Genomic DNA, 26,183 nt, shown 5'->3' on the forward strand with positions numbered 1-26,183 from the left:
ACCAGTTGCCGCTATCGCTCAAACCAGCCATATACTTCGCGGGAGAATAGCCGGGCTTACTTTCGCTTCATAAAAGCTTCAATTTCGGAAGTGCTGGGGTTAACGCGTATTATTTTGCCGGTCGCATCTATCAGCACTCTTGTAGGAAACGAGCTCATAGCAAATTCGCTGCGCGCATAGGTTGCCCCAAGGTCGTGCAGGTTTAGCCAGGGAAACTGGTACTCTGAAATGATTCTTATAAATTCATTTTTAGACCCGGCAGGGAAAATGCCTGCGATCTCCAGTTTGCTGCGATCTGTGTTTTTGTATAGTTCTTTTAGGTCAGGGAATAACCTGTCGCAGGGTGAGCATGAAGGTAGCCAGAAATACAGGAGTATATATTTGCTGTTAAAGCTTTGCAGTGACAGTGTGTCGCCTGTTGCGTCGGTTAAACTAAAGTCGGGAATAACATTGCCACGAGATAAAAGCCGTCTGCCTGCAAGATATTTATCTATTTGGTCGGCTGCCCAGCCGGTTCTGGCATTTGCTGTAAGCTTGCGGTAATGGTGTGCTATAGTGCTTACATCATAGTGAGAGAAAAGCATATTTAGCGCGATGGCGTGTGCAGCAATTTCACTGTCTCTGTTCTCTCTAATGAATTTACGTGTAACGGACCAGAAGTCGTATCTGGCGGACTCTACCAGATACTTTTGCAACTTCACTTCATCAACAGATGTATCGAGCCAGACTGCTTTATCGGGCTGTATGGTGAGTATACGGTTTACATCCGGGGCAAAGATCCAGAATTTTGATAGCACAAACTCTCCGGCTTTATCATCTGGTAGGCGTACATAAAAATAGAAAGGGTTCCCAGTCCAGGTTTTGTCGATAAGCTTTATAGTTTGGTTGCTGCTCAGGGAGTCTTTAGTATTTCGGAACCAGAAATGAACAGTTTCTGTGCTTTCGTTCTTCACCAGGATCTCGAATTGCTGCTGACTAAAAGCTACTTCTGCTAGAAGCAAGAAAACACAGGTGAAGAAGATCCGCATGAGTTGTAGTAGATAGTACTAAAGTAAATATAGCTGTTTATAGTTATAGTAGCATAACAGCTATAGTCCTGCTTCAGAATCACATTAATCATCTGCGGTTTATCCTGCAGGGTGCGTACGTTTTGTTTTAGATAATCTGCTTAATGCGAATCTGTATTTGCTTAAATATAAGGCTCTATACTGGTTTTTTCTTTTAAATAGAATATAGATAAATTTTCCAGGGTGAGTTCTTGTGCTCAAATATTTTCTCCAGGTGCATACCATTGTCAGCTGCATTCTCAATCTCAATAGAAGAGAAAATATATTCGGCGCCCATGCTTCTGGCGGCAGGTGTATCAATATCTAATTGCTTGATCCTGGCTCCTTTGGTTTTAACGTTATCATAATAGTTGTCCAGTTCTGCTGGCAGAATATAAAACCGGCTTCCCCAGCCATCAAAATAGGATTTCCACTTGTCATTCTTTTCTATTTCTCTGCCAATAATTTTCCTGAACTGAGATTTATACTCCAGCGGATAGTTGTTCTGGTAGCCATCTAAAGTATAAAAACCATTGAATTGAGCGATACTCGGATGAAAGCCAATGCTCAGCACACGATACGATTCCTGTGGTTTGTTTATATATTCTTTGATCTCAGCGAACAGCTGCTTAGAGTAAAACTCCTTGTAAGTTACAGACAGATTTTGCTCCGGCCTTGGTGCGCCGAAATATTTCGCCATAAGCAGGTGCCGGTTCTCGTTAAATTCGTTTGTGGTCTGGGTAGTGCTTTTAAGGCAGAAAGCTAACTGAAGCAGTACGCAGAAAGTAGCTAATGCCTTCCCCCAGTTTGTGTCTCTGGCAATAACGGCCAGAGACAAGGCAAAGGCAACAAACCACATCAGCGGCCTGAACCAGAAGAACCTGGAAAAGTCGAATGTTTTTACAATGCCGATGGTGTTTTTCAACTCTACAAGCGCAAAACTCTTGTAGATAGTGTAAGATAAAGACAGTAGCAGAGCTATAGCTATAAGCATCATAATATTGCCATAGGATCTGTAGTCCTTCCGTCTCCAGGCGATAAACAAAGCTATAATAGCCGCAATAAGTACCGGCCTGTGAACAGTAGCTGCATGGTAATTCCCGAATACAAAGCTGTCCGCAGTGTTGTGGACTAATTCAGTGATATCATGTGATGCGACATTTTCAGGAATGTAATCTACTCGATGTGACACGTAGCTGGAGTCGAGCAGCATGGTATAAAGCAGGTTATGCTCCGTAACCACATAACACAAGCCTAACAGGATAATGCCGCAAATAAATGGCCGGTTAATTGTGCGTTGCTTGTAGTAGTCAACTATAAACCAGCCTGCCAAAACTATAAGTATAAAAAAGCCTGTTAAGGGCAAACTTGAGTAGAAAGCATACAGCACTATAATGGCGTAACTTTTCCAGTTGTGGCCTTTTTTCAGGAGCGTAAGGAAAGCGTAAAGTAATAGCGGCTGCCCGGTGATGGACATGCCATACACAGAATAGAAAGGCAATGCAGCAAACGTTATTGAAACTCCTAAAACTATCCAGGTATGTTCTTTTGCTGGTAGTATGAACTTTTTAAGTAACAGGAACATGCCAATAAAGGCAACAGCGTGTACCAGGATCTCATTTACTGCATAGGCCCAGAAAGGGCTTAGAAACAGGAAAAACCAAACTGAAATGTTAAGCTGGCTCGGATATAGTTTCGAAGGAAAACCGTTCATTACCCGTTGGGTGACTGCATTGTCGCCGATCAGTTTACCGCCTTCGGTCATGATCATTTTCCAGACCAGCTCCGAGTCCAGGTTATCGTGTATGGTAATATAAGAATCCTCGCCCAGCAGTATTCTGGGTAGCGAAAAGAGCAGCACTATAAATGCCAAGCCAACCCAGAAAAGAACGCTGCCAGTGTCCCGGAGCGGGGGGGTGCCAGTATTTTTGATCTTGTTGATGCGCACTTTTTCTAAAGCCATTTCAAAATACATTACCTGACAAATGTACTTATTTTTCTGCAGCGCTTTATAGTTTGCCAGGCGCTTGCGGATATCTTCTCATGCCGCAAGTTTGAACTTGTGGTGATGCATGGTGCCAGTTTGTAACTGGCTTTCTGCGTGAGCAGAAAAGGATAGATTCTAGGTAACTATAGTTGACAATTTAGCTATAGTGTTATAGTTACAGCCATCGTTTTTATTGCTTTTGTAAAGCAACGGCAGTTACAAACTTGCTACCATAATCAACCACCAGTTACCGCTGCGCTCAAACTGGCGGTATGCAGATTACTTCAAAATAACTTTAATCATTTGCGGGTCATCCTGTAGGGTGCGGACGTTTTGTTTTAGCTGCTCCAGTTCCCTGGTAAGGTCCTCTTTGGCGGATTTAAATTTCTGGTCCATTTGCTTGGGGGAGCCGCAGAAGCGGGTGTAAAAACCGGCATCCGGGCCATTTGCCAGTGCCTGAAACTCAGCTTTCAGTTCATCCAGTTGGTCGGTCAGTATCTTGACATAGTATTGCAGTTGCTCATCCTGCAGCGTGTCCAGTGGCTGGCCTTGTTCCTGCATAAACTCCATTTGCAGGCGCAGCAATTCAAAAAAGTCGTCGTGGTGGTAGGCCTGGGTAACGCGTTTCATGGCTTCTTCTTTCCAGGCGCGTTTGGTTTCGTCCAGTTCTTTATCGGGGTGCAGTTGTTTGGCAAGTTCGGTATACACACGGCGGCTGGCCCTGCTGATGTTACTAAGTTCGGCTTTTGCCTGGGCTTCTTTGGCTAACTGCGCTTTGGTTTTGCGGTTTTTCTGACGGTTCTGCTTTTCCTGTTCGCGTTGCTCACGTTCACGGTCCAGTTGGGCTTGTATGCGTTCGAAATCATCCAGGTCATCAAAGTTATCTTCTATAGTTGGCTCATCATCAGCTATAGTTTCATCCGCGTCTTCGGCGGTAAAAGCAGTGCGTTCGGCATAGGTAAATTCGGCATAGCGGTCGTGCAGCTCAATCATATCACGGCGCTCATAGTTCGAGATCAGATCAAAAGTGATGTTCTCGATAAGGGCGGATATTTTTAGCTTTTCCCGGATACTGAAAATGGGAAGTGAGAACGCCTGATCTAACAAATTTGCTAACTCTACACGCTTTTCCAGTTGCTGTTGTATGATGGGACGCAGTTCTTTTTCGACACGTTTCTGAGCTGTGTTTATACTTTCGCGGCGGGCGCTTATTTCCTTTTTAAGCAGCTCTATTTGTCCGGTTTTCTGGTTAAACTCCTGTTGCAGCTGGCTCAGTTTTCGCTCTGCTGAGGTAGAGATCTGGGGTGTTAAGGTAGGAGCAGGTTTGTTGGATTGGAGCATGTATTGAAAGTATAAGCTGGTGTTGCTGTTGCAAATGTATAGTTTCCTGGCTGGATTATCTGCAATGGTTTTAGACGCTCGTAGGAGCTGCGCACGCTACGCGCGTCTACCGGATGAGCTCCTGTTTCCGTTCCCCGATCTGCTGGCGCCACATGGCATAGTATAGTCCTTTTTGCTCCAATAATTCGGGGTGGCTGCCCTGTTCTACAATCTTGCCGCGCTCTAAAACATAAATCGTATCGGCGTGCATGATGGTGCTCAGGCGGTGGGCGATCAGTATGGTTATTTGTTCTCTCGATGCCGATATTTCCCGGACGGTACTGGTAATTTCTTCTTCGGTTAACGAGTCCAGGGCAGACGTGGCTTCGTCGAAGATGAGCAGGCGCGGGTTGCGGATAAGGGCGCGGGCAATGGAAAGACGTTGTTTTTCGCCACCCGACATTTTCAGACCGCCTTCACCGATCTGGGTGTGTATGCCTTTTTCGGAGCGGGCCAGCAGGTTGGTAGCAGATGCTTTTCGCATCGCGGTCAGCACTTCTTCGTCGGTGGCGTCGGGTTTTACGTATTGCAGATTCTCTTTTATAGTTCCGGAGAACAGGTTGGTTTCCTGGGTAACAAAGCCCAGTTGCCGGCGCGCTTCGTTCAGCCAGATCTCGTGGGTAGGGTAATTGTTATAGTATACTTCGCCGCTTACCGGTTTATACAGGCCCATCAGCAACTTTACCAGCGTAGATTTACCCGAACCCGACGGCCCGACGAATGCAATGGTATCACCTGAATTGGCTTCGAAGGAGATGCCATCCACGGCATTTTGCTTCGCGCCACGATGGTGAAATACCACATCTTCGAACCGCAACTGCTGCAACGGGCCGATATCTATAGCAGATTCCGGTCGGGTTTCCACGGGTTTGTTCATCAGTTCATCAAAATTCTGTAACGATGCTTCGGCTTCGCGGTAGGTAAGTATAATGGTACCCAAATCCTGCAACGGGCCGAAAATACTGACTGAAATAAACTGCATCGAGATCAGCTCACCCGTAGTCAGTACATCCCGGAAAATAAGCCATAATAACGTAAAAAGGATGGATTGCTTGAGCAGGTTAAGTGCCGTGCCCTGCAGAAAAGAGAGTGTTCGAACCTGCTTCACTTTGGCCATTTCGAGCTTAAAAATGCGCTCAGTGTGTTCGCGCAGGCGGCGTATTTCGGGGTAGGTAAGGCCCAGGCTTTTTACAAGCTCTATGTTGCGCAACGACTCCGTTATTACCCCCGACATTTTATTGGATGCCCGGTTAATGGAGCGCTGCATGGTCTTGATCTTTGCACTCAGTAAACTGGTTAATCCGCCCAACACCAGAATACCGATCACGAAAATTGGAACCAGCGCCCAGTGCTTGGTAACCGCATACCATACCAGGAACCCTACCCCAACTATAGATGAGAACAGGATGTTGATAAAAGCATTGATAAACCGCTCCGTGTCGCGGCGCACCCGTTGCAGTATGGAAAGTGTCTCGCCGCTGTTCTGATCAGCGTATTCCTGGTAAGATAGTTTCAGGGTTTGTTTCAGGCCATCGTTAAAGATCTGCACGCCAAATTTCTGCACCACCAGGTTCGTGAAATATTCCTGGAAAGCCTTTGCCAACCGCGATAACAACGCAACTATAACTGCTAAAAGCATCAGCCACAAAGCTCCTTTCACACGTTCTTCGCCGGTCATGGTAAAAGGCGGCGTGGCGTATTTGTCGATGATCTCCCCGAAAATGATAGGATCGACGAGGGCCAGTATCTGACTGATGCCGGCAAGAACAAGTGATACTATAACTAACCCACGGTGGGGCTGCAGGTAGATCCAGAGTACGCGCATGTAGAGCAAAAATATTTAGGTTTATACGTACGGAAGCGCAGATTATAAGAATGAATACCTGCTGCGGTTTGCTGAAGATTGGAACAGGATTAAATATAAGTTACTATGAAAGCCGCTGACTGATCGGGTATAATACAAAAAGCGCCTGCAACTATAGTTACAGGCGCTTTTGCTGCGGAGGTTCTGATTTAGTCCCAGTAAGTGATGTTGCTTGCTTCTTTGCCATCGGCAGTAAATACAAGCTTTTTATCACCGGCTTTGTCATCCAGCTCTACCTGGTAATACGTGGTGCCGTCTATTTCCAGCACTTCCATATCGTCGAGGCGAAGGCCTTTGTGGTTCTGGCTGATGGCGCTGCTTACAGCCTGTGGCAGGTCTTTTTTCTGGATGTCGCGCTTGGTCATCAGTATTTTGCCCGAAGGGTCGATGAGCACGTTATGGTCCACGCGGTTCACGTCAAAGTCTGCTTCGTAGTTTGTGCCATTCATTTCCCAGTCCAGGTCGGTGGCATTGGCAAATTTCTGGGTGAGCGCAGCTGCTACTGTTGAAGGTACGTCTTTGGTAGCTACATCCTGTGCGTTTACGGCTAGTGCGGTGCTTCCTGCAAATATGAATGCAAATAATAGGGTCTTCATAATGTATTGGTTTTAAGTTAACTAATAAATCAATGCTGTAAACTTATAACCCAATTCTGAAGGAAATCTGAGTACACTTAAAATACAACAGCTTGCTACTAACTATAGTCTGGCAGTTTTATACTTTAGAATATCTCTTGCGCGTTAGTTTCGTATGATAAAGGTTGTTTGTAATAAACCATCATTAACTTTAACTTTAAAAGAAATTCTTATGAAGAACACGCGTATTTTTGCCCTGCTTGCCTTGTTGCTGGCGTTTGTATTTTCTACGGCAACTATGGCCCAGGATCAGAAGCCAAAGGCTAGTCCTCCGGCAACGGCTACTGGTAAAGTTGGTGACGCTACAGTAACTATAAACTATAGCAGCCCATCGGTTAAAGGCCGTACCATTTGGGGAGAGCTGGTGCCTTACGGACAAGTATGGCGCTCCGGCGCGAACGAGGCGACTACTATTACTTTTGATAAACCGGTCATGGTAGAAGGCAAGCCCTTGGCAGCAGGTACGTATAGTTTCTACACTATTCCGGCAGAAGATAAATGGACCGTAATCTTCAATAAAACGGCCAAGCAGTGGGGCACACAGTACGACGAAAAGCAGGATGCCCTGCGCGTAACAGTAACGCCCATGAAAGCACCAACTATGAATGAGCGCCTGAAATACGATGTGAACAGCAACGGCTTACTGCTGAGCTGGGAAAACATGGCTGTGCCGGTTAAAATTACGACAGCTAAAAAATAAGCGAACTATAAATTATGAAGCGGCAGTTGCTACCAGGCAGCTGCCGCTTTTTTGTTGCCTTAACGCAGGTTTGTATAGGAATTTTACTATATTGAAACTGTAATCATTCTATAGTCACGAATAAACCCTGAAAACATGCTTAGAGCTTTTGCCTCAAACCTGAAGCAAACTGCAACCGACCTGCTCAGTTTTCTGCGCAACCCTTCTGACACGCCCGTTCCCGGTATTCAGGTTACTGGTAAGCTGCAGGTGCTTTTAGGCGTGCTGGTACTTGATGTGTTGCTTACGTTTGGTTTTATGGGGCTGATACACCTTGTAGAGTTGCTGGGCTGGCATAAGTACGATGCACACGCTGTGGCTGAAATGATGCGTAGTTTTCCGTTGTGGGGAGCCTTGCTTTTGGGAATTATCATTGTGCCGTTTGCAGAGGAACTGGTATTCAGGGCAGGGCTCAGGTTCCGGAGAGGTTACTTTACTTTTTTGTTGTTTGTATTACTGCTTGCGGCAGGAATCTTTGCTTTTAACATGATGCCTTTGCTTTGGGCATTGGGTGCGGCATTTGTACTAGGTTTGCTGATGATAGTGTACCTGATGAACGCGTATGCTATCGGCGAGTTCCTGGAGCGTGCATGGCCCGGGTATATGCAACCGTATTTTATAGTGTAGCGGTGCTTTTCGGGTTGGTGCACATCACCAACTATACTGATTTTAATTATGCGTCGCTGGCGCTGTTATTAATTCCGGTACTGATCGCGCCGCAGATCTGGGCAGGTTTGTCGATAGGGTATATGCGTGTAAAGTATGGCTTCTTTTGGGGCTTCTTTTTGCATGCGGCGCATAATGCTGTTTTTCTGGGAACAGGGCTGCTGTTTATGAGTCAGCTGGAAGAAAAACTGAACATCCGTAACGAGAACTATAGTTTGAAAGTGGAAGAACATTTTTACTATGATAAAAGTGCAGGCTCTAAAAGTGTAATTGCAGATGATACAGCAGCTTTTGTAAACATAAAATTAAACGATGCGATCACGCAACTGCTTCAGACAGAAGAAGTATCTATCGTTAATAACTCGGGCAGCAAATTAACCAGAGCGGTAAACCTGTACTATAAAAGCCAGGCACCGGACCTGAGCAAAACCAAGGCAGACATTCTTTCCGAACTACAAAAGCTGTATAAGTTTGACGTAAGCAAAGCTGATGTAGAAAAGGAAATGTGGGATGTAAAAGTTGAGAACCTAACGGCGCTGGCAGCCAATATATCTGACAGAGGCGACAAAACATCAGAGGTCAGGGTTGACAAAAAAGGCATCGAAATGAAGAACGTGACCATCACTGAGCTTCTGACTGCCCTGCAAAAAGAATACAACATAGCGCTGGCCGACCAAACTACTGATGCAGGCAGGTATAACTTTACCTTCAGTAAAAAAAGCTTTCAAGAACTGAAAACAGAGCTAAAAGAAAAGTATGGCTTAGCGTTGCAGTCTAAAATGATCATGACACAGCAGGCCTTAGTCGAATTCAGGAAGTAAGATGCCCGTTCTAGACAAATTAGCTACCAGCCTGAACCGCCGCGACGAGGAGCCCAACAAGCAACTGGCCCAAACTATAGCTGAAGCCGATGATACGGAGGCTGTAAAAGAGCTGGTGGGTTTGCTGCAGCACAAAGACAAAAACATACAAAGCGACGCGATCAAGGTGCTGGATGAAACCGGTGCATTGAAACCGGAACTGGTAGTGCCTTATGTTTCGGAGCTGGTGACATTATTGCGATCAAAAAATAACCGGATGGTTTGGGGAACTATGGCAGCGTTAAGCGCTATTGCTCCGGCTGCGCCAACTATACTTTACGATAATCTGGTTGCTATTTTAGAAGCTGCGGCCAAAGGCTCGGTTATCACCAAAGACCACACTGTTAAAATACTGACCATACTTGCAGCCACGCCCGCTTACACCGACGACTGTATTGCCCTGCTGCTGGACCAACTGAAAGACGCGCCCGTAAACCAACTGCCAGCTTATGCCGAAATTACTGCAACTATAGTTACACCCAACTATAGCCAGGAAATGGCCCGCATACTTACCCAAAGGCTACCCGAAGTAACACAGGGTGCCAAGCACAGGCGGCTTTCCAAAGTGCTGCAGAAGCTTCAGAAATGAGAAATATTGTTCGGTTATAGTTGATTTCGTAAATTACTGTAGTATAGCCATTTAAATAGATGCAAAAAATCACCCGCGATATTTTTTATACCATTGCCCGGCACAGCAACTGGCGGGCGCAAAGCATTGCCAACTGGCTCCGGAAAGAGAAAGTATATACTGATTTTGAAGACTGGGTAAAGTTTCTGCAGTTGTTTTTGCTGGGGCTGGGCGGAAGTTTTATAGTTGCCGGCGTCGTGTTCTTTTTCGCCTACAACTGGGCCGACATGCACAAGTTCGTGAAGCTGGGTTTGCTGGAAAGCCTGCTGCTTATAGTTACGCTGACTGCCGTGTTCAGTAACCGGAGCAAAGTGGTAAAAAATGTGCTGCTCACGGGCAGTGTCATGCTCACCGGAGTACTATTCGCCGTGTTCGGGCAGATCTACCAGACCGGAGCCAATGCTTACGACTTCTTTTTTGGCTGGACGATGAGCGTGGTGCTTTGGGTGGTTGTTTCACGGTTTCAGCCGTTGTGGCTTGTCCTGCTGGCGCTTATCAACACTACGTTTATACTATACATTAACCAGGTGGCTACCAACATGCCGTTCAATTATGTGGTGAACATTCTTTTCGGGATAAATGCTGCAACGGTTATAGTTTGGGAAGTGCTGCATGCGCGTACTATAATCCGGAGCTCGCACAAATGGTTTCCGAGGGTAATGGCGCTGGCGGCCATTGTGCCATTAACTATGAGCATGGTGGTGGCGATGTATGACAATTTCAGGGTGGATTACGGGCTGTGTTTTATACTGGCAGCAATTACTTATTCGGCTGGCATCTGGCAGGGGCTTCGCACCAAAGAGTTGTTTTACCTCAGCGTTATTCCTTTTAGTTTAATTATAGTTGTGGCGGCAGGGATAGTGCGCCTGGCAGGTTCCGATCCTGTCGGCGTTTTCTTATTTGCCAGCCTTTTTGTGATCGGAAGCATTACGCTGCTTATTCGTAACATCATTCACATTAACCGTAAGTGGCATGGCACAGCTCAGTAACGATAAACTGCAGCGCGTGCTGCAAACTATAGCACAGGAAGAGGGCGACAGCTTTACATTTGATGCTGCAAAAATTGAAGCCGAAGCGCATTTTAGTTCGTCGCTCTACACCAACCTGCCTGTAAAGCTGCTTACCATTTTTGGTGGCTTCCTGGCAACGCTCTTTTTCATGGGCTTCCTGTTTACCACCGGCCTTTACAACTCTGATGTAGCGATGCTGGTGTTTGGCGTAGCTTTTATAGTTGCCTCCGAAGTACTAAACCGCCTGCGCGACGACCTGTTGCTGAGTTCTGTAAGCGTGTCGCTGAACATTACCGGTTACCTGCTTTTCGGGATAGGCGTTAGTGAACTGAGCAACGATACAACACTGGCTTTAACCCTGGCAACTATAGCGGCAGCTTTTATACTCGTGTCGGAAGGTACGGTGCTGGTTTTTTTGTCGGTGTTGGTGCTGAATGGCAGTTTAATGAGCCTGCCCTACATTCTGAGAATTTCTGACCTGATACATGTATATGTTGGATTAATAGCGACTTTACTCACTTACCTGAGCTTACACGAGGCAAAACTTATCTCACAAAGCATTAAACTGAACAAACGTTATGGTCCCGTACGCATGGGGCTGGTTTTCTCGCTGGTTGGGGTACTTATCCTTCTCTCGCACCAGGAGTTTGATGCAGACAGCGTAAATCATCTCTGGATAGCAACGATACTGTTAGCAGGTGCTTTATTGTTTGTGCTGCGCCGCATTATGCAGGAAACAGGCGTTACGGATGTCAAAACCCAAACTATAGTTTATGCTTGTGTGTGTGTAATGTTGGCGCCAACTATAGCTACACCAAGCATCTCAGGAGCATTACTTATAGTACTTTCCAGCTGTTACATCGGGCACCGGGTCAGTTTTATAGTTGGTTTGCTGGCGCTGGGCTACTTTATCATTTTGTATTACTATAATTTACACCTCACACTGCTGGCAAAATCAGGTATACTGGTGCTTACCGGCTGCCTGTTCTTAGGTGGGTTATACTTTCTAAACCGTTACATCAGCAACCATGCGAAATAACCTTAAATCTATAGTTGTGCTCGTGAACATGGTGCTGGTGCTGGCGCTTTTTAACTGGTCGGTGGTGCAGAAAGAAGACACCCTGGAAAATGGTGAATTTGTGTTGCTGAAACTGGCCCCCGTAGACCCTCGCTCTTTAATGCAGGGCGATTACATGCGCCTGAGCTACGCCATCAGCCAGACGCCAAACCTGGACAAGCTCAAAAGCCGTGGTTATGCAGTAGTAAAACTCGATGCGCAGCAGGTAGCACAATTAGTAAGGTACCAACCCGGAAAAGAACCGCTGCAGGAAGGCGAGCTGCTGCTGAAATACAACAAAGGCAACTGGGCCCTCAACTTAGGCGCAGAGTCTTATTTTTTTGAGGAAGGTCAGGCTAAAACATTTGAAACGGCGGAATATGGCGGCCTGCGTGTGGATGAAGAAGGGAACAGTATTCTGATAGGCCTTTATGATAAGAACAGACAGTTATTAACACCAAAGCGATTGGGAGAAGCACAGTAGAGATTGAGCGTGACATAAAAGTATAGTTGCGCAATAATTTATACTTTCGCTTTCTGAGCTGTTTACATGGAGAAAAGCACTTTAAAGGAAGATCTGCTGCTAGCAACTATAGGTGTGATACTTCTTGCTATGTGCCTTTGGGACGGGATCGGGATCACCTTCGATTCGCATCTTTACCTGTTGGGAAGCTCCTATTTATCAGAGCACGGCTTTTCCGGTATTTTTACAGTACCTGCTTTTAAAGCAAAGCCGCCGTTGCTCTCAATGCTGTATGCTTTATTACAGAATAACCTGTCGCTGATAAAATTAGCAAACCTGTTTTTCCTGGCGGGCACTTTACTGATTAATTTCAGGCTGGTAAACAGACTTGTTACAGATACTTTCTTCAGGCGGTTTACAAAGGCTTTGCTGAGTATTGCCACGCCTTTTATGCTGGTGCATAGTTTCCTGTGGTCAGAGCCTTTCTTTATTTTTATACTCAGCCTGTATTACCTGTTTAGTTATAAGTCCTTAGTTGGTCCGAAAAAAACATGGGCTTTGTACTTGCTGCCATTGCTCGGAGTGATGCTGATTGGGCTGCGGCATATAGGCATTGTATTTACGCTGGTAATGAGTTTGTACTTGTTACTGCATTACAGGAAGTTCTCTAAATATCAGTTAATACCTGTACTTCTGAACATGCTGCTTCCGGTTTTTGCACTGCTGGCCTGGCACAGGGGCGTGTTAATGCATGGCGGCAATGCAGAAGGGTACAATTTAACAGGCGGACTTGACCTGTTTCGAAATTTCGTGGTGTATGCTGATGTGCTGCGAGTTTGGCTTTTGCCGCCTGGCCTGCCTTTGCCGGAAGTACTATCGGTACTCGCTTTTATAGTTTATGGTATAGTTGCGGGGCTGGCTATTAAGCAAAGTTATAGTTCCGGGAAGCAGCACCTGGTGCTATTGTTTGTAACTAGCGCGGCCAGCTATGCAGGATTTATGTTGCTTAAAGGTGATCTGTTAATTGATGATAACGAACGCTACCTGGCAGTGATCTATGCGCCACTAACGCTACTGCTTTTTTATGTAATCAGTAACCGGAGCCTGAACGCAACTATAGATCAAAAGCTTATCTGGGTAATTTGTGTGTTGTGGTTCTGTTATCCGCTTGCGCGAACGGCATATAATGTAAACAGGTGGAGCCAGAACGGTATAAACACCTATAAGCCTGAAACAGCACCAGAAAGAATTCTGAAGGAGTATCAGAATCCCAGGCAGAGCCAAAATCTATAGTTGCTTCTCCATTTTATAGTGCTGGATGGTGCCAAAAAGCAGGTGTGTTTTCCCGGTTACGTGGTAGCCGTTGCGCTCGTAAAAACTAACTGCTTTTTCGCGGGACTGTAACACTATAGTCTGGGCTCCCATGGTCCGGGCTTTGTCTTCGAGGTAATCCAGCAGCAGCTTTCCTAATCCTTTTCCCTGATAACTGGGGTGTATGCCCATAAAACGTAGTTGCGCCTCGTGTGGAGTTTGCAGGTGCATGCGGCACACGCCTACTGTTTCGCCGGCATCGTTTACCAGCATGGCATGTATGGCAGTATCATCGTCGGGAGCGCGCTCGCTGCCTTCGGGCTGGCCCCATGGCTGGCGCAGGGTCTGGTAACGCAGGCGGTAATAACGCTCGAACTGTTCTGGTGTGGATGGCTCTGTTATATGCATGGTTTAGTGATAACTGTTTTATAAAAACGACAGCCTTTTGCGTGAGGGATAGAGCCGGCACCCCGCAGCGGTAGAGAGGAGTACAGGCGAAAGCCCGACGGCCTGCCGGCACGCCCAAAGTAAACTTTACTTCTCTGATGAAACTATAGTTGACCATTCTTCTAGTGGCTCTTTCCTCCAACTATAGAACAGCCTTTTTGCAAATACGTAAATATCGTGATCCGGCAATATAACAATTCAGTATTTAGGAATAACTTTGTTAGTTCATTTCAGGTAAATCAACTTTTAAAGTATAAAGCGCAGGAAGAACTATGGCATCTTTTGATATTGTAAGCAAAGTGGACCCGCAGGTTATGGATAACGCCGTAAATGTGGCCCGCAAAGAGATCATGAACCGATACGATTTCAGGGACACGAAAGGCAGCCTGGAATACGATAAAAAAGCCAGCGAGGTGAAGATCGTAATGGAAAACGACATGCGCGTGCAGCATACCGAAGATGTGCTGATGAGCAAAATGGTGAAGCAGGGACTGGACGCAACCGCACTTGACTTCTCGAAGGAAGCTTACCAGAGCGGCGCCATGGTTAAAAAAGACATTAAAGTAAAAGCCGGTATCGATAAGGAGTCGTCTAAAAAAATAATGAAGCTGATAAAAGACAGCAAAGTGAAAGTGTCGGCTGCCATAATGGATGAAACGATACGGGTAACCGGTAAGAAAATAGACGACCTGCAGCAGATAATAGCCGTGTTGCGCGGCAACGCCGAAGAGATAGGCATGCCCTTGCAGTTCGTGAACATGAAAAGCTAATTAATTGCTGAATGTTGAATTGCTGATTGTTGGGAAAATTATCAACTAAGAAATACGCACCAGCTAACGATTTAACCATTCGGCCTTCAACAATTTAACAATCAGCAATTAACAATTTAACTACATGGAGATATTTGCCAACCCGGATACCTGGATAAGTTTGCTTACACTGACCTTTATGGAGGTGGTGCTGGGTATAGATAACATCGTATTTATCTCGATCATAGTTGCCAGGCTGCCAAAAGAACAACAGGCAAAAGGGCGAACTATAGGTTTGATGCTGGCGCTTGTATTCAGGGTGATACTGCTGCTTTTCATAAGCTATATTGTGCAGGCCAAAGAGCCGTTGTTTACATTGGAACTGCCATTTACGGCTGATGTGCTGGATGTATCGATTCGGGATCTGATTCTGTTTGCCGGTGGTTTGTTCCTGCTTGCTAAAAGCACCACCGAGATACACAACAAACTGGAAGGCGAAGAAGAAACGCAAGGCTCTGCTAAACCGACGGCCACGCTTGGTAAAATTCTGATCCAGATCATCCTCATCGACATCGTTTTCTCTTTCGACTCTATTTTAACGGCTGTCGGGCTGGTAGATAACGTGCTGATCATGATCATAGCCGTAGTTATTTCGATGGTTATCATGCTGCTGTTTGCCAAGTATGTAAGCGATTTCGTGAACAAGCACCCAACGATAAAAATGCTGGCGCTGTCGTTCCTGCTCCTGATTGGGGTTATGCTGGTGGCTGAAGCCTTCCATGTAGAGATACCGAAAGGATACATCTACTTTGCCATGTTCTTCTCGCTGCTTGTGGAAATGCTGAACATGAAACTGCGCAAAAAAGTGGAGCCTGTGCATCTGCGCCAAAGCGATCTGAAAGACGACGATGCCTATACCATTATAGACTAGTCTATTTATATTTATGAAAAAGGCTTCCGGCACTATCTGCCGGGAGCCTTTTTTGTTTGCACTAACAGCTTCATTTTCTGAATTATCGTTATATTCGGACAGCTATATACTTTGCACTACACTATACTATGCGCCATCGTAACTATGCCATTGCTACTTTTCTGCTGTTAGCGCTAACGGGTTTTGCGTTGCTCAGTATTTACCTGGTTCGTGCCCCCGAGGCCTTGCCAGCCAATGCGCCTGCTACTGATTTTTCGGCAATACGGGCCATGGCACATGTGCAGCAGATTGCAAAACAGCCACATGCCATGGGCACAGCAGCTCATGCCCAGGTGCGCAACTACCTGCTTAGCCAGATGAAGAAGCTGGGTTTAGCGCCCGAAATTCAGGAAACTATAGTTGTAAACGAGGGGCAAATGCAACACAGGCAGGGTATGTATATAATATAGTTGGCAGGCTTAAAGGGCAGGGCAAAGGCAAAGCAGTGCTGCTGATGGCGCATTACGACTCGCAACCAAACACCTTAGGCGCTGCCGACGATGGCGCAGGCATTGCCGCCATGCTGGAAACTGCCCGCGCCATAAAACAAGGAGAGCCGCTGCAGAACGATGTGATATTCCTGATGACAGACGGGGAAGAGTATGGTTTGTATGGCGCAAAAGCTTTTTTAAAGCACCCGTGGGCAAAAGAGGTTGGGGTTATAGTTAACGTGGAGGCACGTGGCAACAGCGGCCCAAGTATGACCTTCGAGATCAGTCCTGAAAATGGCTGGGTGATAGAACAGTTTGCCAAAGCTGCCCCTTACCCCATTGCTAATTCGCTGGCCTATGAAGTGTACCGTAAGATGCCGAACGATACCGATTTTACCGTGTTCCGGAAAGAAGGCTACGCAGGTGTTAACTCGGCTTTTGTAGATGGCTTTGTGCACTATCACAAACTAACCGACTCCCCCGAAAACATGGACAAGAATAGCCTGCAACACCATGGCAGCAACATGCTGGCACTGGCCCGCCACTTCGGGAACATCCCGTTAGAGAACACCAAAGCAGCGGACAAAGTATTTTTTAACCCTATCGGAACCTGGCTGGTGCATTACCCGGCATGGCAAACTATAGTTTGGGTGATACTTGCCTCGGTGCTGCTAACTATAGTTTTTATAGTTGGGCTGAAGCGGAAAGCATTTACGGTACTACAAGTGGCCGGCAGCTTTATGTTATATTTGTTGCTGATAGCTATAGTCGCCGGCCTGTTTATACCGCTAAATGCCTTTGTAACCGGTTTTCTGCCTTATACTCATAGCCACAACGGCGTGTATGGCAGCGATAGTTTTTTTATAGCGTACCTGCTGCTGGCGCTGGGCTTATTTATGCTGCTTACCTGGCTGGCCTTACGCTGGGTGCGTTTATTCGCGTTGCTCGTGGGCGTTTACCTGGTTTGGTTTGCGCTGTTGCTGGTGGTGCTGTTTATAGTTCCTTCGGTTTCTTACCTGTTCCTGTTTCCGTTATTGTTCTGCCTGGCGGGTTCGTTGGTTGTATTGGTAAATGACCTGCACCGCCGGGAGGAGGTTTGCTGGCAGTATGTTACAGTTATATTGCTGGCGCTGTTGCCGGCCATTTTTATAGTGTTCCCGATCGTTAAGCTCCTGTTTGTGGTTTTTGCTTTGCAGATGCCGGTAGCGATGGTGGCTGTGCTGCTTTTGTTGCTAGGGCTTGCCGTGCCGTTGCTGGTAGTTTTGGAGCGTAGTTTTAGCTGGAGATTTCTGCCTTTGCTGCCCCTTTTGCTTTTGCTGGCAGGCGCGGTACATACTATGCAGCCGGTAGCCGGCGAGGAACCAACCGCTGAACGACCACTGCACAGCCATGTAAGCTATTATCTGAATACTGATACCAATAAAGCTTTCTGGGCATCTGCCTTCACGCAAACCGACGACTGGAATCAGCAGTTTTTCCCGAACCCAACCACAGCGCCGCTTTCCGGAATTTACCCGATGGCTGCCCGTGATTACCTGAAAAACGAAGCTGAAACTATAGACCTGCAGGCCCCGGTGGCCGAACTGGTGCAGGAAGTACCGATAGGCACAGAACGTTTCCTGCAGCTAAAATTAAGCTCACCGGCAGGAGGTGCGCACATGGAAGTAATCCTGCAACCCCAGCACCCGGACGATATAATAGAAGCCAACCTGAATGGCGAAGCGCTACCTTTGCAGCCCATTAAAACCGATACGACAACCTTTTACCTCGTACGCGTGCATGGCCTGCCGGTATCTAAAGAAGTGATGCTGGATGTAAAGCTGAGCAAAAACAGTAAACTTAATCTGCTGCTTTACGACCAAACGATCGGTTTACCAGCGCAACTCATTCGCCAGCCACGGCCAAACTATGTAGTACCGGAGCAGGGCCGCGACAGTAACCTGACTATAGTTAGGAAGAGCTATAGTTTCTGATAGGCGAAAATGTTTTAAGCTTGTAATGGTATAGCTGTACTTTCCTGTGGAATTAGAACCATAGTTAAACTTACTTTGCCTGCTGCGTACTATAAGAGTTAAACCCGCGACACCACCATGTTTACAAATAAGCTGACAACCCTTGCCTTAGTTCTTTTATTTCTTTCTCTGCAGGCCTGCGACAAGCAGAGAACCTCTCAAAGTGATACCACCGAAGTAACCTATACATTAGACAGGCACGAGCCAAGCCCCATGTTCTGGGATTATGCTGCCAGTACCAGTATGCTACAAACCGAACTAGGTAAACTGGCCTCCGAAAAGTCGCAGGATTCGATGGTGCTTACTTTTGCCGACAGCGCATTGGTCATTCATTCAAAAGCGCTGACAAGGCTGCGCAGCATAGCTGAGAAGTATAAGCACATACAACTGCCGGATAGCCTCACCGGCTCCGATAAAGAAATGGTAGAAGAGTTTAAACTGCTGGAAGGAAAGGAGTTTGAGAAACGTTACCTGGAGTACCTCGTGCTTAACCACAAAGCCCAGCTAAACCGCTACCAGGAAACGTTAAGCGAAACCGAAGACCCTGCTTTGCGCCAGTGGCTGAATACGATGCGGGCACGCCTGCGCGGCCAGCTGCAATTTTATGCTGAGGTAGATACCGTAAAAGAAGTGGATTAACTATAGTTTGGGTAATATCAGCTCCAGAGTTCCGAAGCTTTGCGGGCCATCCTGAAAAACAGGTCGCGTTCCAGGCCTGCTACCTGTCGGGCTTCCGCTTCTTCGTAGCCGTTTTCAATGGCGTTCAGGTAATCGTAATATAGTTGGGCCAGCTCCAGCGAGTCGTCTTCAAAGCATTCGGTCAGTTTATCTTTGGCCAGTTTTTCGGGCTCAAATACTTTAGACGGGTATAGTTTGTCGAGCTGGTAGATCAGGTATTTCTGCGACGTTTTGTTCTGGCGGGCGCCAAATATTTCTTCTATCGGGGTGTCATCGTCGTCCTCAAAATCAATTTCCATGTCATCTTCCACGGCCATTGGCTCATACACTATAATATCAAAGCCGAGCAGTTCCAGGTACTCATCAAACTGTTCTTTTATAGGTATTAAGGTTGGTATGTCGTAGGGTTTGTTGAGGATGTTGGCCAAGTGCAGCGATATCTCTTTGCCTTTTTCGCCGGCCGCCAATAGTATCTGGTTAAACTGCGTGAAGTCGCAGCCCAGGTAAATGAATTTGTACTCATCATCCAACATGGTAAAACACCACAGGGTTATAAACTCCGTATCGTCGATTACTACTGTATCGATGTAGAGTTCATTTATCTGAACGTAGTAAGGCGAATATTCCGGAGTATCCATGTTGGTTCGGCTTGATGTACGAAACTCAATTGTATAGCATGACTATTTTTGAAAAGGCTTTGGTGCGTATACGTCATTTCCGGAGATATGGCAACCCTTCTATATAGAAAGTTTAGTAAACTATAGTATATATTTTTAACGATGGATTGTATGTTGTTGATATATAATTTGTTGTAATTTTTGTTGTAGTTGTTATTTTTCGTGAAAGTATAGTTTATGCCATGTTAAGGTTTTGTCCAGATACGCTCCAGAAACTGTACCGCATTTCCGTAAGCCAGCTTTTGCAGTTGTTCCGGGCTGAGTTGGTGCTGCAGTCTTTTAAGGATGTAACTATAGCTTACGCCGGCATGCACCAGGTCAGGGAAGTAAAAGGGCTGCTGGTCAGCGTACTTTTCGTCGGCGGTGTAAAAGTAATCTGCTCCGAAGCAGATAGCATCCTCCGCACCATTTGCAAAGCCATGCATAATGTGCTCAAATATCGCTTCAGGTTTATCATCGTTCAGGAAAGACCGCAGGAAATTCATGCCGATCAGGCCTTTACGGTGCACGATCTCCTGCACAAGCTCGCGGGGTAAATTGCGTGCATGTTCCCACACCTGCCTGAAATTAGAGTGACTGGCAATAACCGGAATGTCCAGCTTTTCTTTATCAATGTGCTCCAGTATATCATAGGCCAGTGCATCGCTGGTATGCGACATGTCGATGGCAATATGGCGGCCGTGCATGTAATCGAGCAGCATTTTTCCGTCGCGGGTAATGCCTTGTGTGGTATAGTTGCCACCGCCAAACCGGTTGGCCAAACTATGGGTCATGCTGATGTAGAGTACGCGATCAACATCGTTAATTATCTTTTCCAGTTTCTTAAACCCCTCTTCCAGTGGCTCGTCCTCTTCGCAAAACCCGGATGCATTCTCGATGGCTGCCACCATGCCGGTTGTATTTGCCTGTAAGGCCTGCTGTAGTTGGTCGGGGTTGGTAACGGGTGTAAGGTTATTGTCGGCTTCAGCTAACAGCTTAAAGGCTTCGCTCTGCTTTTTTGCATAGTTGGTGCTGCCGGGTGCAGTAGCGCAGTAAATCGCCATTACCTGTAGCTTCAGGTTTCCCTGGGCCAGCGAGGGCAACGCGCATCCTATTTCTTCCACGTTATCCTGCATCGAGCCCGGCACATCGGTCAGGTAAACTAACAGGTCGCAGTGCAGGTCAATGATCGGAAGTTGGGCAGGAGTCGGAGTATTCATAGGTTTAACGTTGTTTGGGTTGTAATACGGGTAGCAGATGCTTTTATGTTTGGGTAGCTCAAAAGTAATTAACGTACCGGGTCTTATAGTTGCTGCCATTGTCACCAACTATAGATTTAACTATAAATTGATAGATTCAGGAGTAAGCCAGACACGTTTTATAGTCCAGCGTTGTGCAAATTAGAACCTATAGTTACAGTAAGTATAAACATTTTCCGTACTTATTTTTTTGATAAACAGTACATGCGGTTTGGGAACAGTGATATTTCTCATAAAACTGATAGATTTATAGTTTGTATCTTTGAAGCTGATAAGCATCTATACTTTACATGAGCAAAAAAAATATAGGTAAAATTGGCGTTTTGCTGGTAAACCTCGGAACTCCGGACACAGCAGAAACCCCTGATGTAAGAAAATACCTGCGCGAATTCCTGATGGACAGGCGCGTAATAGACATAAACCCGGTTGGGCGCTTTTTCCTGATAAATGGTGTTATTGCTCCTTTCAGGGCTCCAAAATCAGCAAAGGTTTACAAAGAACTCTGGACAGAACGTGGCTCTCCCTTACTTTTTCATGGCATAGACCTGAAAGAGAAACTGCAGGTTGCCCTTGGCAATGATTACCATGTAGCTTTTGGCATGCGTTACCAGAGCCCGAGTATACAAAGTGCTTTAGAGGAGCTGCGCGATAAAAGTGTAGACAGGATTATAGTGTTGCCATTGTTCCCGCAATATGCGGCGGCCTCTACAGGGTCGGTGCAGGATAAGGTAATGGAGATCGTAAAAGAGTGGTGGGTAATCCCGAGCATAAACTTCATCTCTTCTTTCTGCGATGATCCGGGCTTTATAAATTCGTTTGCTGAACTGGGCAAGCAGCATATGGCACAGGATGATTACGATCATGTGATCTTTAGTTACCATGGCTTGCCGGAAAGACAGGTTTTAAAAGGCAGTGACAAAGGCTATTGTAAACTCGGCTCGTGCTGCAACAGCTATAACAAGCGCAACAAATACTGCTACCGCGCCGCCTGCTTTGCAACATCAAGGCTACTGGCCGAGCAGCTTGGCATAACCGAAGACCAGTATACTGTTACTTTCCAGAGCCGTTTGTTAAAAGACCCATGGCTGCAACCATACACCGACGAAGTTCTGAAAACGCTTCCTGCCAAAGGAATTAAAAAAGTGCTGGCATTCAGCCCCGCCTTTGTGGCCGACTGCCTGGAAACAACGATAGAAGTAGGCGAAGAATTTAAGGAGATGTTTGAGCATGCGGGCGGCGAAAAATGGCAGCTCGTAGAAAGTCTTAACTCAAACGACACCTGGGTTGAAGCAGTTAAATCCTTAGTGCTGGAAAATTAAGCTCAGCATTTAAACTATAGAAAAGGGCCGGTAACAGGTAATGTTGCCGGCCCTTTTGTTTTGTAGATGGTTAGTCCCAGTCCCAGTCGTCGTCACCGTCACTATTTTCTTCAGGGTCTGTAACTATAGGTGCTTTAATGTAAAGGCCGAATGCTTTCCTGGTCCCCTCCTTATTGTATCTTACTCTATAGTTTAAACCCAGGTAGTAGTTTACCCAGTAATCGGTTTGCAGGCCAACTATAGTTGGTTCCTCTTTTCTGAACTCTACATATGGTCCTGCGGAAAGTCCGGCGATTCCTATACCGGTTTGTGCCTGGGTATAGAGTATCGTGCTTCCTTTTCGGCGATCAAAACCAAGGTTGGCACTTACCGGGACGTTGTTATCTTCATACCACCACAAGGCAGCTTCCACGCCCCAGCTTATCTTAGGCTTTTTGTCGCCAAAATTAAAATGAAAGGCCGGACCAACCGAAAATACATCCTGCGCTTTTAATGAAGATAAGGGTAGTAAAAACACGACAAGCAAAAGCAGTTTATACTTTACAACCGCTTTCTGGTAAACAGGGAGGCTCAATTTGTCTTAGGGTGGTTAGATTCGTTTAAAGTCGACCCAGTAATCTGAAGAAGCATCAGAGAATACACGTAATTTTTGCAGCAATATAACAGGATCAGCTTCTACTATAAGCTTGTCCAGCTGATCTTTTTTTACAAATCCTTCCGCAACCGTATGGCTGATCATCTCAAAGAATCTATCATAGTAGCCATTGATGTTATAGAAGGCCACCGGCTTTTTAATAATACCCAGTTGGTTCCAGGTAATGATCTCACAGATCTCATCGAACGTGCCGAAACCGCCGGGCATGGCAATGAAGGCATCGGACCGGGCAGCCATAATAGCTTTGCGCTCATGCATGGTTTCTACCACATGTAACTCGTGCAGGCCAGTGTGGGCAACTTCGCGGTCTACCAGGCTCTGCGGAATCACGCCAATTGCTTTGCCACCGTGTTCCAGCACAGCATCCGCTATTATCCCCATTAGCCCAACATTGCCACCACCATACACAATTGCTATAGTTTGCTCGGCCATTAATTTACCTAAAGCAGCTGATGCCTCGCTATATACCGGATTCCGGCCTGTGTTTGCCCCACAGAAAACGCCTATACTTCTCATTACTCTTTACTGAATTTAAAAACCGGGAAAAGGAAAGCTCCGCCATTTCTGACGGAGCTCTGTTTATAGTTATAACTTTTATGCTGTAACCTTATTATACATTTTGGCTAAGGTCTCTGCGGCGTAGTCAATCTCAGCTTCGGTGTTGTATTTACTGAAAGAGAAACGAACCGAACCACGCAAAGGGTCAACGTTAAGGGCACGCAGCACATGCGAACCGGCATTGGCGCCACTGCTGCAGGCGCTACCACCCGAGGCAGATATTTTGGCAATATCTAGGCTAAACAGCAACATCTCGTTCATATCTGATGCAGGCAGGCTTACATTAAGTACCGTGTACAGGCTCTTGTCGCCAAACTCCGACAAACCGTTAAAGCTTACATCTTCCATCTGCTCACGCAGTTTATAGATCATCCTGGCTTTCAGGCCCTGAATGTGACGCATGTGGTCTTCCATGTCGCGGTACGCAATTTCCAGCGCTTTTGCCAGGCCAATAATACCGTACACATTTTCGGTGCCGCCACGCATGTTACGCTCCTGCGCTCCGCCCTGTATCAACGGCTGAATTTTATAGTTTGCATCGCAGTACAGGAAACCAACTCCTTTAGGCCCATGAAATTTATGCGCCGAACCAACTATAAAATTAGCACCCAGCGTTTGCAGGTCGTGCTTGTAGTGGCCCATGGTCTGCACCGTATCCGAATGGAAGATGGCATTATATTTTCTGCAGATCTCCCCGATAGCTTCAATGTTGTTCAGGTTGCCAATTTCGTTGTTGGCATGCATGATCGAAACTATAGTTTGTGGCTGGTTGGCCAGCAGTTCTTCCAGGTGCTCCAGGTCCAGGGTGCCGCGTTCGTCGTGGCGAAGGTAGCTTACCTGCACGCCATCCTGCTTTTCCAACATGTCCATAGTATGCAAAACCGCGTGGTGCTCCAGTTTGGTGCTGATTGCGTGCTTTATACCAAAGGTGCGACACGTGCAAACCAGAGCAGAGTTGTCGGCCTCAGTGCCACCTGATGTAAAGAAGATCTCAGCAGGGGAGGTGTTTAGTAACGAGGCTACCGTTTTACGTGCTTTCTCGATAGCTGCCCTTACCTCCCGGCCATGTGAGTGGATAGAAGACGGGTTTCCGTAGTGTTCCAGCATAAAAGGGGCCATGGCATCAAAAACTTCCTTGTCTAAAGGAGTGGTGGCAGCATTATCTAAATATACACGCATGTCGGTAAAGGTTTGCATTACTATATAACGAACTACTAAAGTATTAAAAAAAGTTGCGCCAAGGAGAAAGAAATTGAATTTCTCTCCTTGGCGCGTTTAGGTTGCCTGTTAAGATGTATACTTACAACAACACATTATGCTTTCGCTGAAATTATTTCCTTGATGTCTGCAATGATCTTGTTAGCCAGGTGGTCGGCAGTCGCGTTGCTATCCGATTCTGCATAAATACGGATGATCGGCTCGGTGTTAGACTTGCGCAGGTGCACCCACTCTTTATCAAACTCGATCTTTACACCATCTATCGTATTGATAGGTTGTTTGGCGTAGCGCTCCTGCATTTGAGTAAGCACAGCATCCACATCCACATCCGGCGTAAGCTCAATCTTGTTTTTAGAGATATAATAATTAGGGTAACTGGCTCGCAGGCGCGTCATGCTTAAACCAGATTTTGCAAGGTGCGTCAGGAACAAAGCAATACCAACCAGTGCGTCGCGGCCATAGTGCAGTTCAGGGTAAATGATGCCACCGTTACCTTCGCCGCCAATCACAGCGTTCTGCTCCTTCATCATGTTCACCACGTTTACTTCGCCAACGGCGGCGGCAAAATAGTTGCCTCCCGCTTTCTCGGTCACGTCACGCAACGCTCTAGTAGAGGATAGGTTAGAAACGGAGTTTCCTACTTTATTCTTTAAGATATAGTCAGCAACAGCTACCAGCGTATATTCTTCGCCGAACATGCTGCCGTCTTCGTTTATCAACGCCAGGCGGTCCACATCCGGGTCTACCACTATACCCAGGTCAAACTTGCCTTTCTCAATCACTTTAGAAATCTCGCGCAGGTTCTCTGGAAGCGGTTCCGGGTTATGCGGGAAATGTCCGTCCGGCTCGCAGTATAGTTTCTCTATCGTTTTAACACCTAAGGCTTTTAACAGCATTGGCACTGCAATACCGCCCGTAGAGTTAACGCAATCTATAGCTATCTTAAATTTCTTCTCTTTAATAGCCTCAACATCTACTAAAGGCAGCGCCAGTATCGTTTCGATATGTCTTGCAATGGCATTCTCGCGCTGGGTATACGTACCCAGTTCTGTTACCTGAGCAAACTCAAAAGCTTCTTTATCGGCCAGTTCCAGCACCAGTTTGCCTTCCGCATCCGAAATAAACTCCCCTTTATAGTTAAGAAGTTTTAAGGCATTCCACTGTTTCGGGTTATGGCTGGCTGTCAGTATAATTCCACCACCCGCTTTTAACTCAGGTACTACCATTTCCACAGTTGGTGTAGTTGATAGCCCGACATCAATTACGTTTATGCCTAAGCCCTGAAGGGTAGCGCAAACCAGCTTGTTTACCATGTCGCCGGAGATACGTGCATCGCGCCCAACAACTATAGTATTGTTATTGTTGGTAGTCTGCAGTACCCAGGTACCGTAGGCTGCGGCAAATTTAACCACATCCACAGGGGTAAGTGCTTCACCTGCCTGCCCGCCTATCGTTCCTCTAATTCCTGAAATTGATTTTATTAAAGCCACTTGTATTAATGTTTATGGGTTGCAAAAGTAGCAATATTTAGGTTTATACTTTATACTTTCACGCAATTTATACCTGCCTGAGTACCATGCAAACA

The 26,183-nt window shown here is 46.3% G+C and carries 26 protein-coding genes; 14 read left to right on the plus strand and 12 right to left on the minus strand.

What is annotated here, in order from left to right; genetic code table 11:
• Positions 1 to 56: 56 nt before the first annotated feature.
• From GSQ66_RS16030 to GSQ66_RS16050, 5 genes are all read right to left on the minus strand, one after another.
• Positions 57 to 1,001 (minus strand): TlpA family protein disulfide reductase, encoded by a 945-nt coding sequence (locus tag GSQ66_RS16030; protein ID WP_162428387.1) that lies wholly within the window; start codon positions 999 to 1,001, stop codon positions 57 to 59.
• Between the two features lie 220 nt (positions 1,002 to 1,221).
• On the minus strand, positions 1,222 to 3,009 hold the full coding sequence (locus GSQ66_RS16035) for a DUF6044 family protein (protein WP_162428388.1): 1,788 nt from the start codon (positions 3,007 to 3,009) through the stop codon (positions 1,222 to 1,224).
• Positions 3,010 to 3,312: 303 nt separating this feature from the next.
• Positions 3,313 to 4,374, minus strand: a complete 1,062-nt coding sequence (locus GSQ66_RS16040; RefSeq protein WP_162428389.1) for a coiled-coil domain-containing protein — start codon at positions 4,372 to 4,374, stop codon at positions 3,313 to 3,315.
• Between the two features lie 106 nt (positions 4,375 to 4,480).
• The gene (locus tag GSQ66_RS16045; RefSeq protein WP_162428390.1) at positions 4,481 to 6,238 is read right to left on the minus strand and encodes an ABC transporter ATP-binding protein; all 1,758 of its coding nucleotides are present in this window, start codon (positions 6,236 to 6,238) and stop codon (positions 4,481 to 4,483) included.
• A 188-nt stretch (positions 6,239 to 6,426) separates the two neighbouring features.
• The gene (locus GSQ66_RS16050; RefSeq protein ID WP_162428391.1) at positions 6,427 to 6,873 is read right to left on the minus strand and encodes a PepSY-like domain-containing protein; all 447 of its coding nucleotides are present in this window, start codon (positions 6,871 to 6,873) and stop codon (positions 6,427 to 6,429) included.
• Positions 6,874 to 7,084: 211 nt separating this feature from the next.
• Between GSQ66_RS16050 and GSQ66_RS16055 the strand changes: the two genes are divergently transcribed.
• The 8 genes from GSQ66_RS16055 (at position 7,085) to GSQ66_RS16090 (ending at position 13,628) form a co-directional block, all read left to right on the plus strand.
• A complete protein-coding gene (locus GSQ66_RS16055; protein ID WP_162428392.1) occupies positions 7,085 to 7,612 on the plus strand; it encodes a DUF2911 domain-containing protein in 528 nt (175 codons plus the stop codon).
• Between the two features lie 135 nt (positions 7,613 to 7,747).
• Positions 7,748 to 8,278, plus strand: a complete 531-nt coding sequence (locus GSQ66_RS16060; protein ID WP_162428393.1) for a hypothetical protein — start codon at positions 7,748 to 7,750, stop codon at positions 8,276 to 8,278.
• Entirely contained in the window at positions 8,242 to 9,138 is an 897-nt protein-coding gene (locus tag GSQ66_RS16065; protein ID WP_162428394.1) for a CPBP family intramembrane glutamic endopeptidase, read from the plus strand. Before GSQ66_RS16060 ends, GSQ66_RS16065 begins: the two co-directional genes overlap by 37 nt.
• Position 9,139: 1 nt before the next feature.
• Positions 9,140 to 9,766 (plus strand): HEAT repeat domain-containing protein, encoded by a 627-nt coding sequence (locus GSQ66_RS16070; protein ID WP_162428395.1) that lies wholly within the window; start codon positions 9,140 to 9,142, stop codon positions 9,764 to 9,766.
• A 59-nt stretch (positions 9,767 to 9,825) separates the two neighbouring features.
• Entirely contained in the window at positions 9,826 to 10,794 is a 969-nt protein-coding gene (locus tag GSQ66_RS16075; RefSeq protein ID WP_162428396.1) for a DUF2157 domain-containing protein, read from the plus strand.
• Entirely contained in the window at positions 10,778 to 11,854 is a 1,077-nt protein-coding gene (locus GSQ66_RS16080) for a DUF4401 domain-containing protein (protein ID WP_162428397.1), read from the plus strand. The genes GSQ66_RS16075 and GSQ66_RS16080 overlap by 17 nt, the downstream gene beginning before the upstream one ends.
• Positions 11,844 to 12,356, plus strand: a complete 513-nt coding sequence (locus tag GSQ66_RS16085) for a GDYXXLXY domain-containing protein (protein WP_162428398.1) — start codon at positions 11,844 to 11,846, stop codon at positions 12,354 to 12,356. Before GSQ66_RS16080 ends, GSQ66_RS16085 begins: the two co-directional genes overlap by 11 nt.
• A gap of 66 nt (positions 12,357 to 12,422) precedes the next feature.
• Positions 12,423 to 13,628 (plus strand): hypothetical protein, encoded by a 1,206-nt coding sequence (locus GSQ66_RS16090; RefSeq protein ID WP_162428399.1) that lies wholly within the window; start codon positions 12,423 to 12,425, stop codon positions 13,626 to 13,628.
• Here the strand turns inward: GSQ66_RS16090 and GSQ66_RS16095 are convergent.
• A complete protein-coding gene (locus tag GSQ66_RS16095; RefSeq protein WP_162428400.1) occupies positions 13,623 to 14,054 on the minus strand; it encodes a GNAT family N-acetyltransferase in 432 nt (143 codons plus the stop codon). The two genes, GSQ66_RS16090 and GSQ66_RS16095, sit on opposite strands and share 6 nt — an antisense overlap.
• A gap of 311 nt (positions 14,055 to 14,365) precedes the next feature.
• On the opposite strand from GSQ66_RS16095, the gene GSQ66_RS16100 reads away from it, so the two are divergent.
• The 5 genes from GSQ66_RS16100 (at position 14,366) to GSQ66_RS16120 (ending at position 18,894) form a co-directional block, all read left to right on the plus strand.
• Positions 14,366 to 14,863 (plus strand): YajQ family cyclic di-GMP-binding protein, encoded by a 498-nt coding sequence (locus GSQ66_RS16100; protein WP_162428401.1) that lies wholly within the window; start codon positions 14,366 to 14,368, stop codon positions 14,861 to 14,863.
• A gap of 124 nt (positions 14,864 to 14,987) precedes the next feature.
• Complete coding sequence (locus GSQ66_RS16105; RefSeq protein ID WP_162428402.1) at positions 14,988 to 15,773, plus strand: TerC family protein; 786 nt, start codon at positions 14,988 to 14,990, stop codon at positions 15,771 to 15,773.
• A gap of 128 nt (positions 15,774 to 15,901) precedes the next feature.
• Complete coding sequence (locus GSQ66_RS16110) at positions 15,902 to 16,222, plus strand: hypothetical protein (protein WP_162428403.1); 321 nt, start codon at positions 15,902 to 15,904, stop codon at positions 16,220 to 16,222.
• A gap of 44 nt (positions 16,223 to 16,266) precedes the next feature.
• Complete coding sequence (locus GSQ66_RS16115; RefSeq protein WP_238395725.1) at positions 16,267 to 18,216, plus strand: M20/M25/M40 family metallo-hydrolase; 1,950 nt, start codon at positions 16,267 to 16,269, stop codon at positions 18,214 to 18,216.
• A gap of 117 nt (positions 18,217 to 18,333) precedes the next feature.
• Positions 18,334 to 18,894, plus strand: coding sequence for a DUF4142 domain-containing protein (locus GSQ66_RS16120; protein ID WP_162428404.1), 561 nt, complete (start codon positions 18,334 to 18,336; stop codon positions 18,892 to 18,894).
• 17 nt (positions 18,895 to 18,911) lie between these two features.
• Here GSQ66_RS16120 and GSQ66_RS16125 read toward each other — a convergent pair whose 3' ends face one another.
• Positions 18,912 to 19,571, minus strand: a complete 660-nt coding sequence (locus GSQ66_RS16125; protein ID WP_162428405.1) for a hypothetical protein — start codon at positions 19,569 to 19,571, stop codon at positions 18,912 to 18,914.
• A 224-nt stretch (positions 19,572 to 19,795) separates the two neighbouring features.
• The gene (locus GSQ66_RS16130; RefSeq protein ID WP_162428406.1) at positions 19,796 to 20,809 is read right to left on the minus strand and encodes a dipeptidase; all 1,014 of its coding nucleotides are present in this window, start codon (positions 20,807 to 20,809) and stop codon (positions 19,796 to 19,798) included.
• A gap of 329 nt (positions 20,810 to 21,138) precedes the next feature.
• On the opposite strand from GSQ66_RS16130, the gene hemH reads away from it, so the two are divergent.
• Positions 21,139 to 22,167: a ferrochelatase gene (gene hemH / locus GSQ66_RS16135; protein WP_162428407.1), complete on the plus strand. Its 1,029-nt coding sequence runs from the start codon at positions 21,139 to 21,141 to the stop codon at positions 22,165 to 22,167.
• A gap of 70 nt (positions 22,168 to 22,237) precedes the next feature.
• Here hemH and GSQ66_RS16140 read toward each other — a convergent pair whose 3' ends face one another.
• The 4 genes from GSQ66_RS16140 to glmM form a co-directional block, all read right to left on the minus strand.
• Entirely contained in the window at positions 22,238 to 22,741 is a 504-nt protein-coding gene (locus tag GSQ66_RS16140; protein WP_162428408.1) for a hypothetical protein, read from the minus strand.
• 15 nt (positions 22,742 to 22,756) lie between these two features.
• Positions 22,757 to 23,338, minus strand: coding sequence for an LOG family protein (locus GSQ66_RS16145; protein ID WP_162428409.1), 582 nt, complete (start codon positions 23,336 to 23,338; stop codon positions 22,757 to 22,759).
• Positions 23,339 to 23,416: 78 nt separating this feature from the next.
• Entirely contained in the window at positions 23,417 to 24,559 is a 1,143-nt protein-coding gene (locus GSQ66_RS16150) for a cysteine desulfurase family protein (RefSeq protein ID WP_162429109.1), read from the minus strand.
• Positions 24,560 to 24,693: 134 nt separating this feature from the next.
• On the minus strand, positions 24,694 to 26,088 hold the full coding sequence (glmM, locus tag GSQ66_RS16155) for a phosphoglucosamine mutase (protein WP_162428410.1): 1,395 nt from the start codon (positions 26,086 to 26,088) through the stop codon (positions 24,694 to 24,696).
• Positions 26,089 to 26,183: the final 95 nt, after the last annotated feature.

Origin of the sequence: Pontibacter pudoricolor (assembly GCF_010092985.1) — a bacterium.
Taxonomy (GTDB): Bacteria; Bacteroidota; Bacteroidia; order Cytophagales; family Hymenobacteraceae; genus Pontibacter; species Pontibacter pudoricolor.

Bases quoted from the DNA above. Each gene is read 5' to 3' on its own strand.
- GSQ66_RS16035 (WP_162428388.1), bottom strand. From the start codon at position 3,009: ATGGCTTTAGAAAAAGTGCGCATCAACAAGATCAAAAATACTGGCACC.
- GSQ66_RS16040 (WP_162428389.1), bottom strand. From the start codon at position 4,374: ATGCTCCAATCCAACAAACCTGCTCCTACCTTAACACCCCAGATCTCT.
- GSQ66_RS16045 (WP_162428390.1), bottom strand. From the start codon at position 6,238: ATGCGCGTACTCTGGATCTACCTGCAGCCCCACCGTGGGTTAGTTATA.
- GSQ66_RS16050 (WP_162428391.1), bottom strand. From the start codon at position 6,873: ATGAAGACCCTATTATTTGCATTCATATTTGCAGGAAGCACCGCACTA.
- GSQ66_RS16055 (WP_162428392.1), top strand. From the start codon at position 7,085: ATGAAGAACACGCGTATTTTTGCCCTGCTTGCCTTGTTGCTGGCGTTT.
- GSQ66_RS16060 (WP_162428393.1), top strand. From the start codon at position 7,748: ATGCTTAGAGCTTTTGCCTCAAACCTGAAGCAAACTGCAACCGACCTG.
- GSQ66_RS16065 (WP_162428394.1), top strand. From the start codon at position 8,242: ATGGCCCGGGTATATGCAACCGTATTTTATAGTGTAGCGGTGCTTTTC.
- GSQ66_RS16070 (WP_162428395.1), top strand. From the start codon at position 9,140: ATGCCCGTTCTAGACAAATTAGCTACCAGCCTGAACCGCCGCGACGAG.
- GSQ66_RS16075 (WP_162428396.1), top strand. From the start codon at position 9,826: ATGCAAAAAATCACCCGCGATATTTTTTATACCATTGCCCGGCACAGC.
- GSQ66_RS16080 (WP_162428397.1), top strand. From the start codon at position 10,778: ATGGCACAGCTCAGTAACGATAAACTGCAGCGCGTGCTGCAAACTATA.
- GSQ66_RS16085 (WP_162428398.1), top strand. From the start codon at position 11,844: ATGCGAAATAACCTTAAATCTATAGTTGTGCTCGTGAACATGGTGCTG.
- GSQ66_RS16090 (WP_162428399.1), top strand. From the start codon at position 12,423: ATGGAGAAAAGCACTTTAAAGGAAGATCTGCTGCTAGCAACTATAGGT.
- GSQ66_RS16095 (WP_162428400.1), bottom strand. From the start codon at position 14,054: ATGCATATAACAGAGCCATCCACACCAGAACAGTTCGAGCGTTATTAC.
- GSQ66_RS16100 (WP_162428401.1), top strand. From the start codon at position 14,366: ATGGCATCTTTTGATATTGTAAGCAAAGTGGACCCGCAGGTTATGGAT.
- GSQ66_RS16105 (WP_162428402.1), top strand. From the start codon at position 14,988: ATGGAGATATTTGCCAACCCGGATACCTGGATAAGTTTGCTTACACTG.
- GSQ66_RS16110 (WP_162428403.1), top strand. From the start codon at position 15,902: ATGCGCCATCGTAACTATGCCATTGCTACTTTTCTGCTGTTAGCGCTA.
- GSQ66_RS16115 (WP_238395725.1), top strand. From the start codon at position 16,267: ATGGCGCATTACGACTCGCAACCAAACACCTTAGGCGCTGCCGACGAT.
- GSQ66_RS16120 (WP_162428404.1), top strand. From the start codon at position 18,334: ATGTTTACAAATAAGCTGACAACCCTTGCCTTAGTTCTTTTATTTCTT.
- GSQ66_RS16125 (WP_162428405.1), bottom strand. From the start codon at position 19,571: ATGGATACTCCGGAATATTCGCCTTACTACGTTCAGATAAATGAACTC.
- GSQ66_RS16130 (WP_162428406.1), bottom strand. From the start codon at position 20,809: ATGAATACTCCGACTCCTGCCCAACTTCCGATCATTGACCTGCACTGC.
- hemH (WP_162428407.1), top strand. From the start codon at position 21,139: ATGAGCAAAAAAAATATAGGTAAAATTGGCGTTTTGCTGGTAAACCTC.
- GSQ66_RS16145 (WP_162428409.1), bottom strand. From the start codon at position 23,338: ATGAGAAGTATAGGCGTTTTCTGTGGGGCAAACACAGGCCGGAATCCG.
- GSQ66_RS16150 (WP_162429109.1), bottom strand. From the start codon at position 24,559: ATGCGTGTATATTTAGATAATGCTGCCACCACTCCTTTAGACAAGGAA.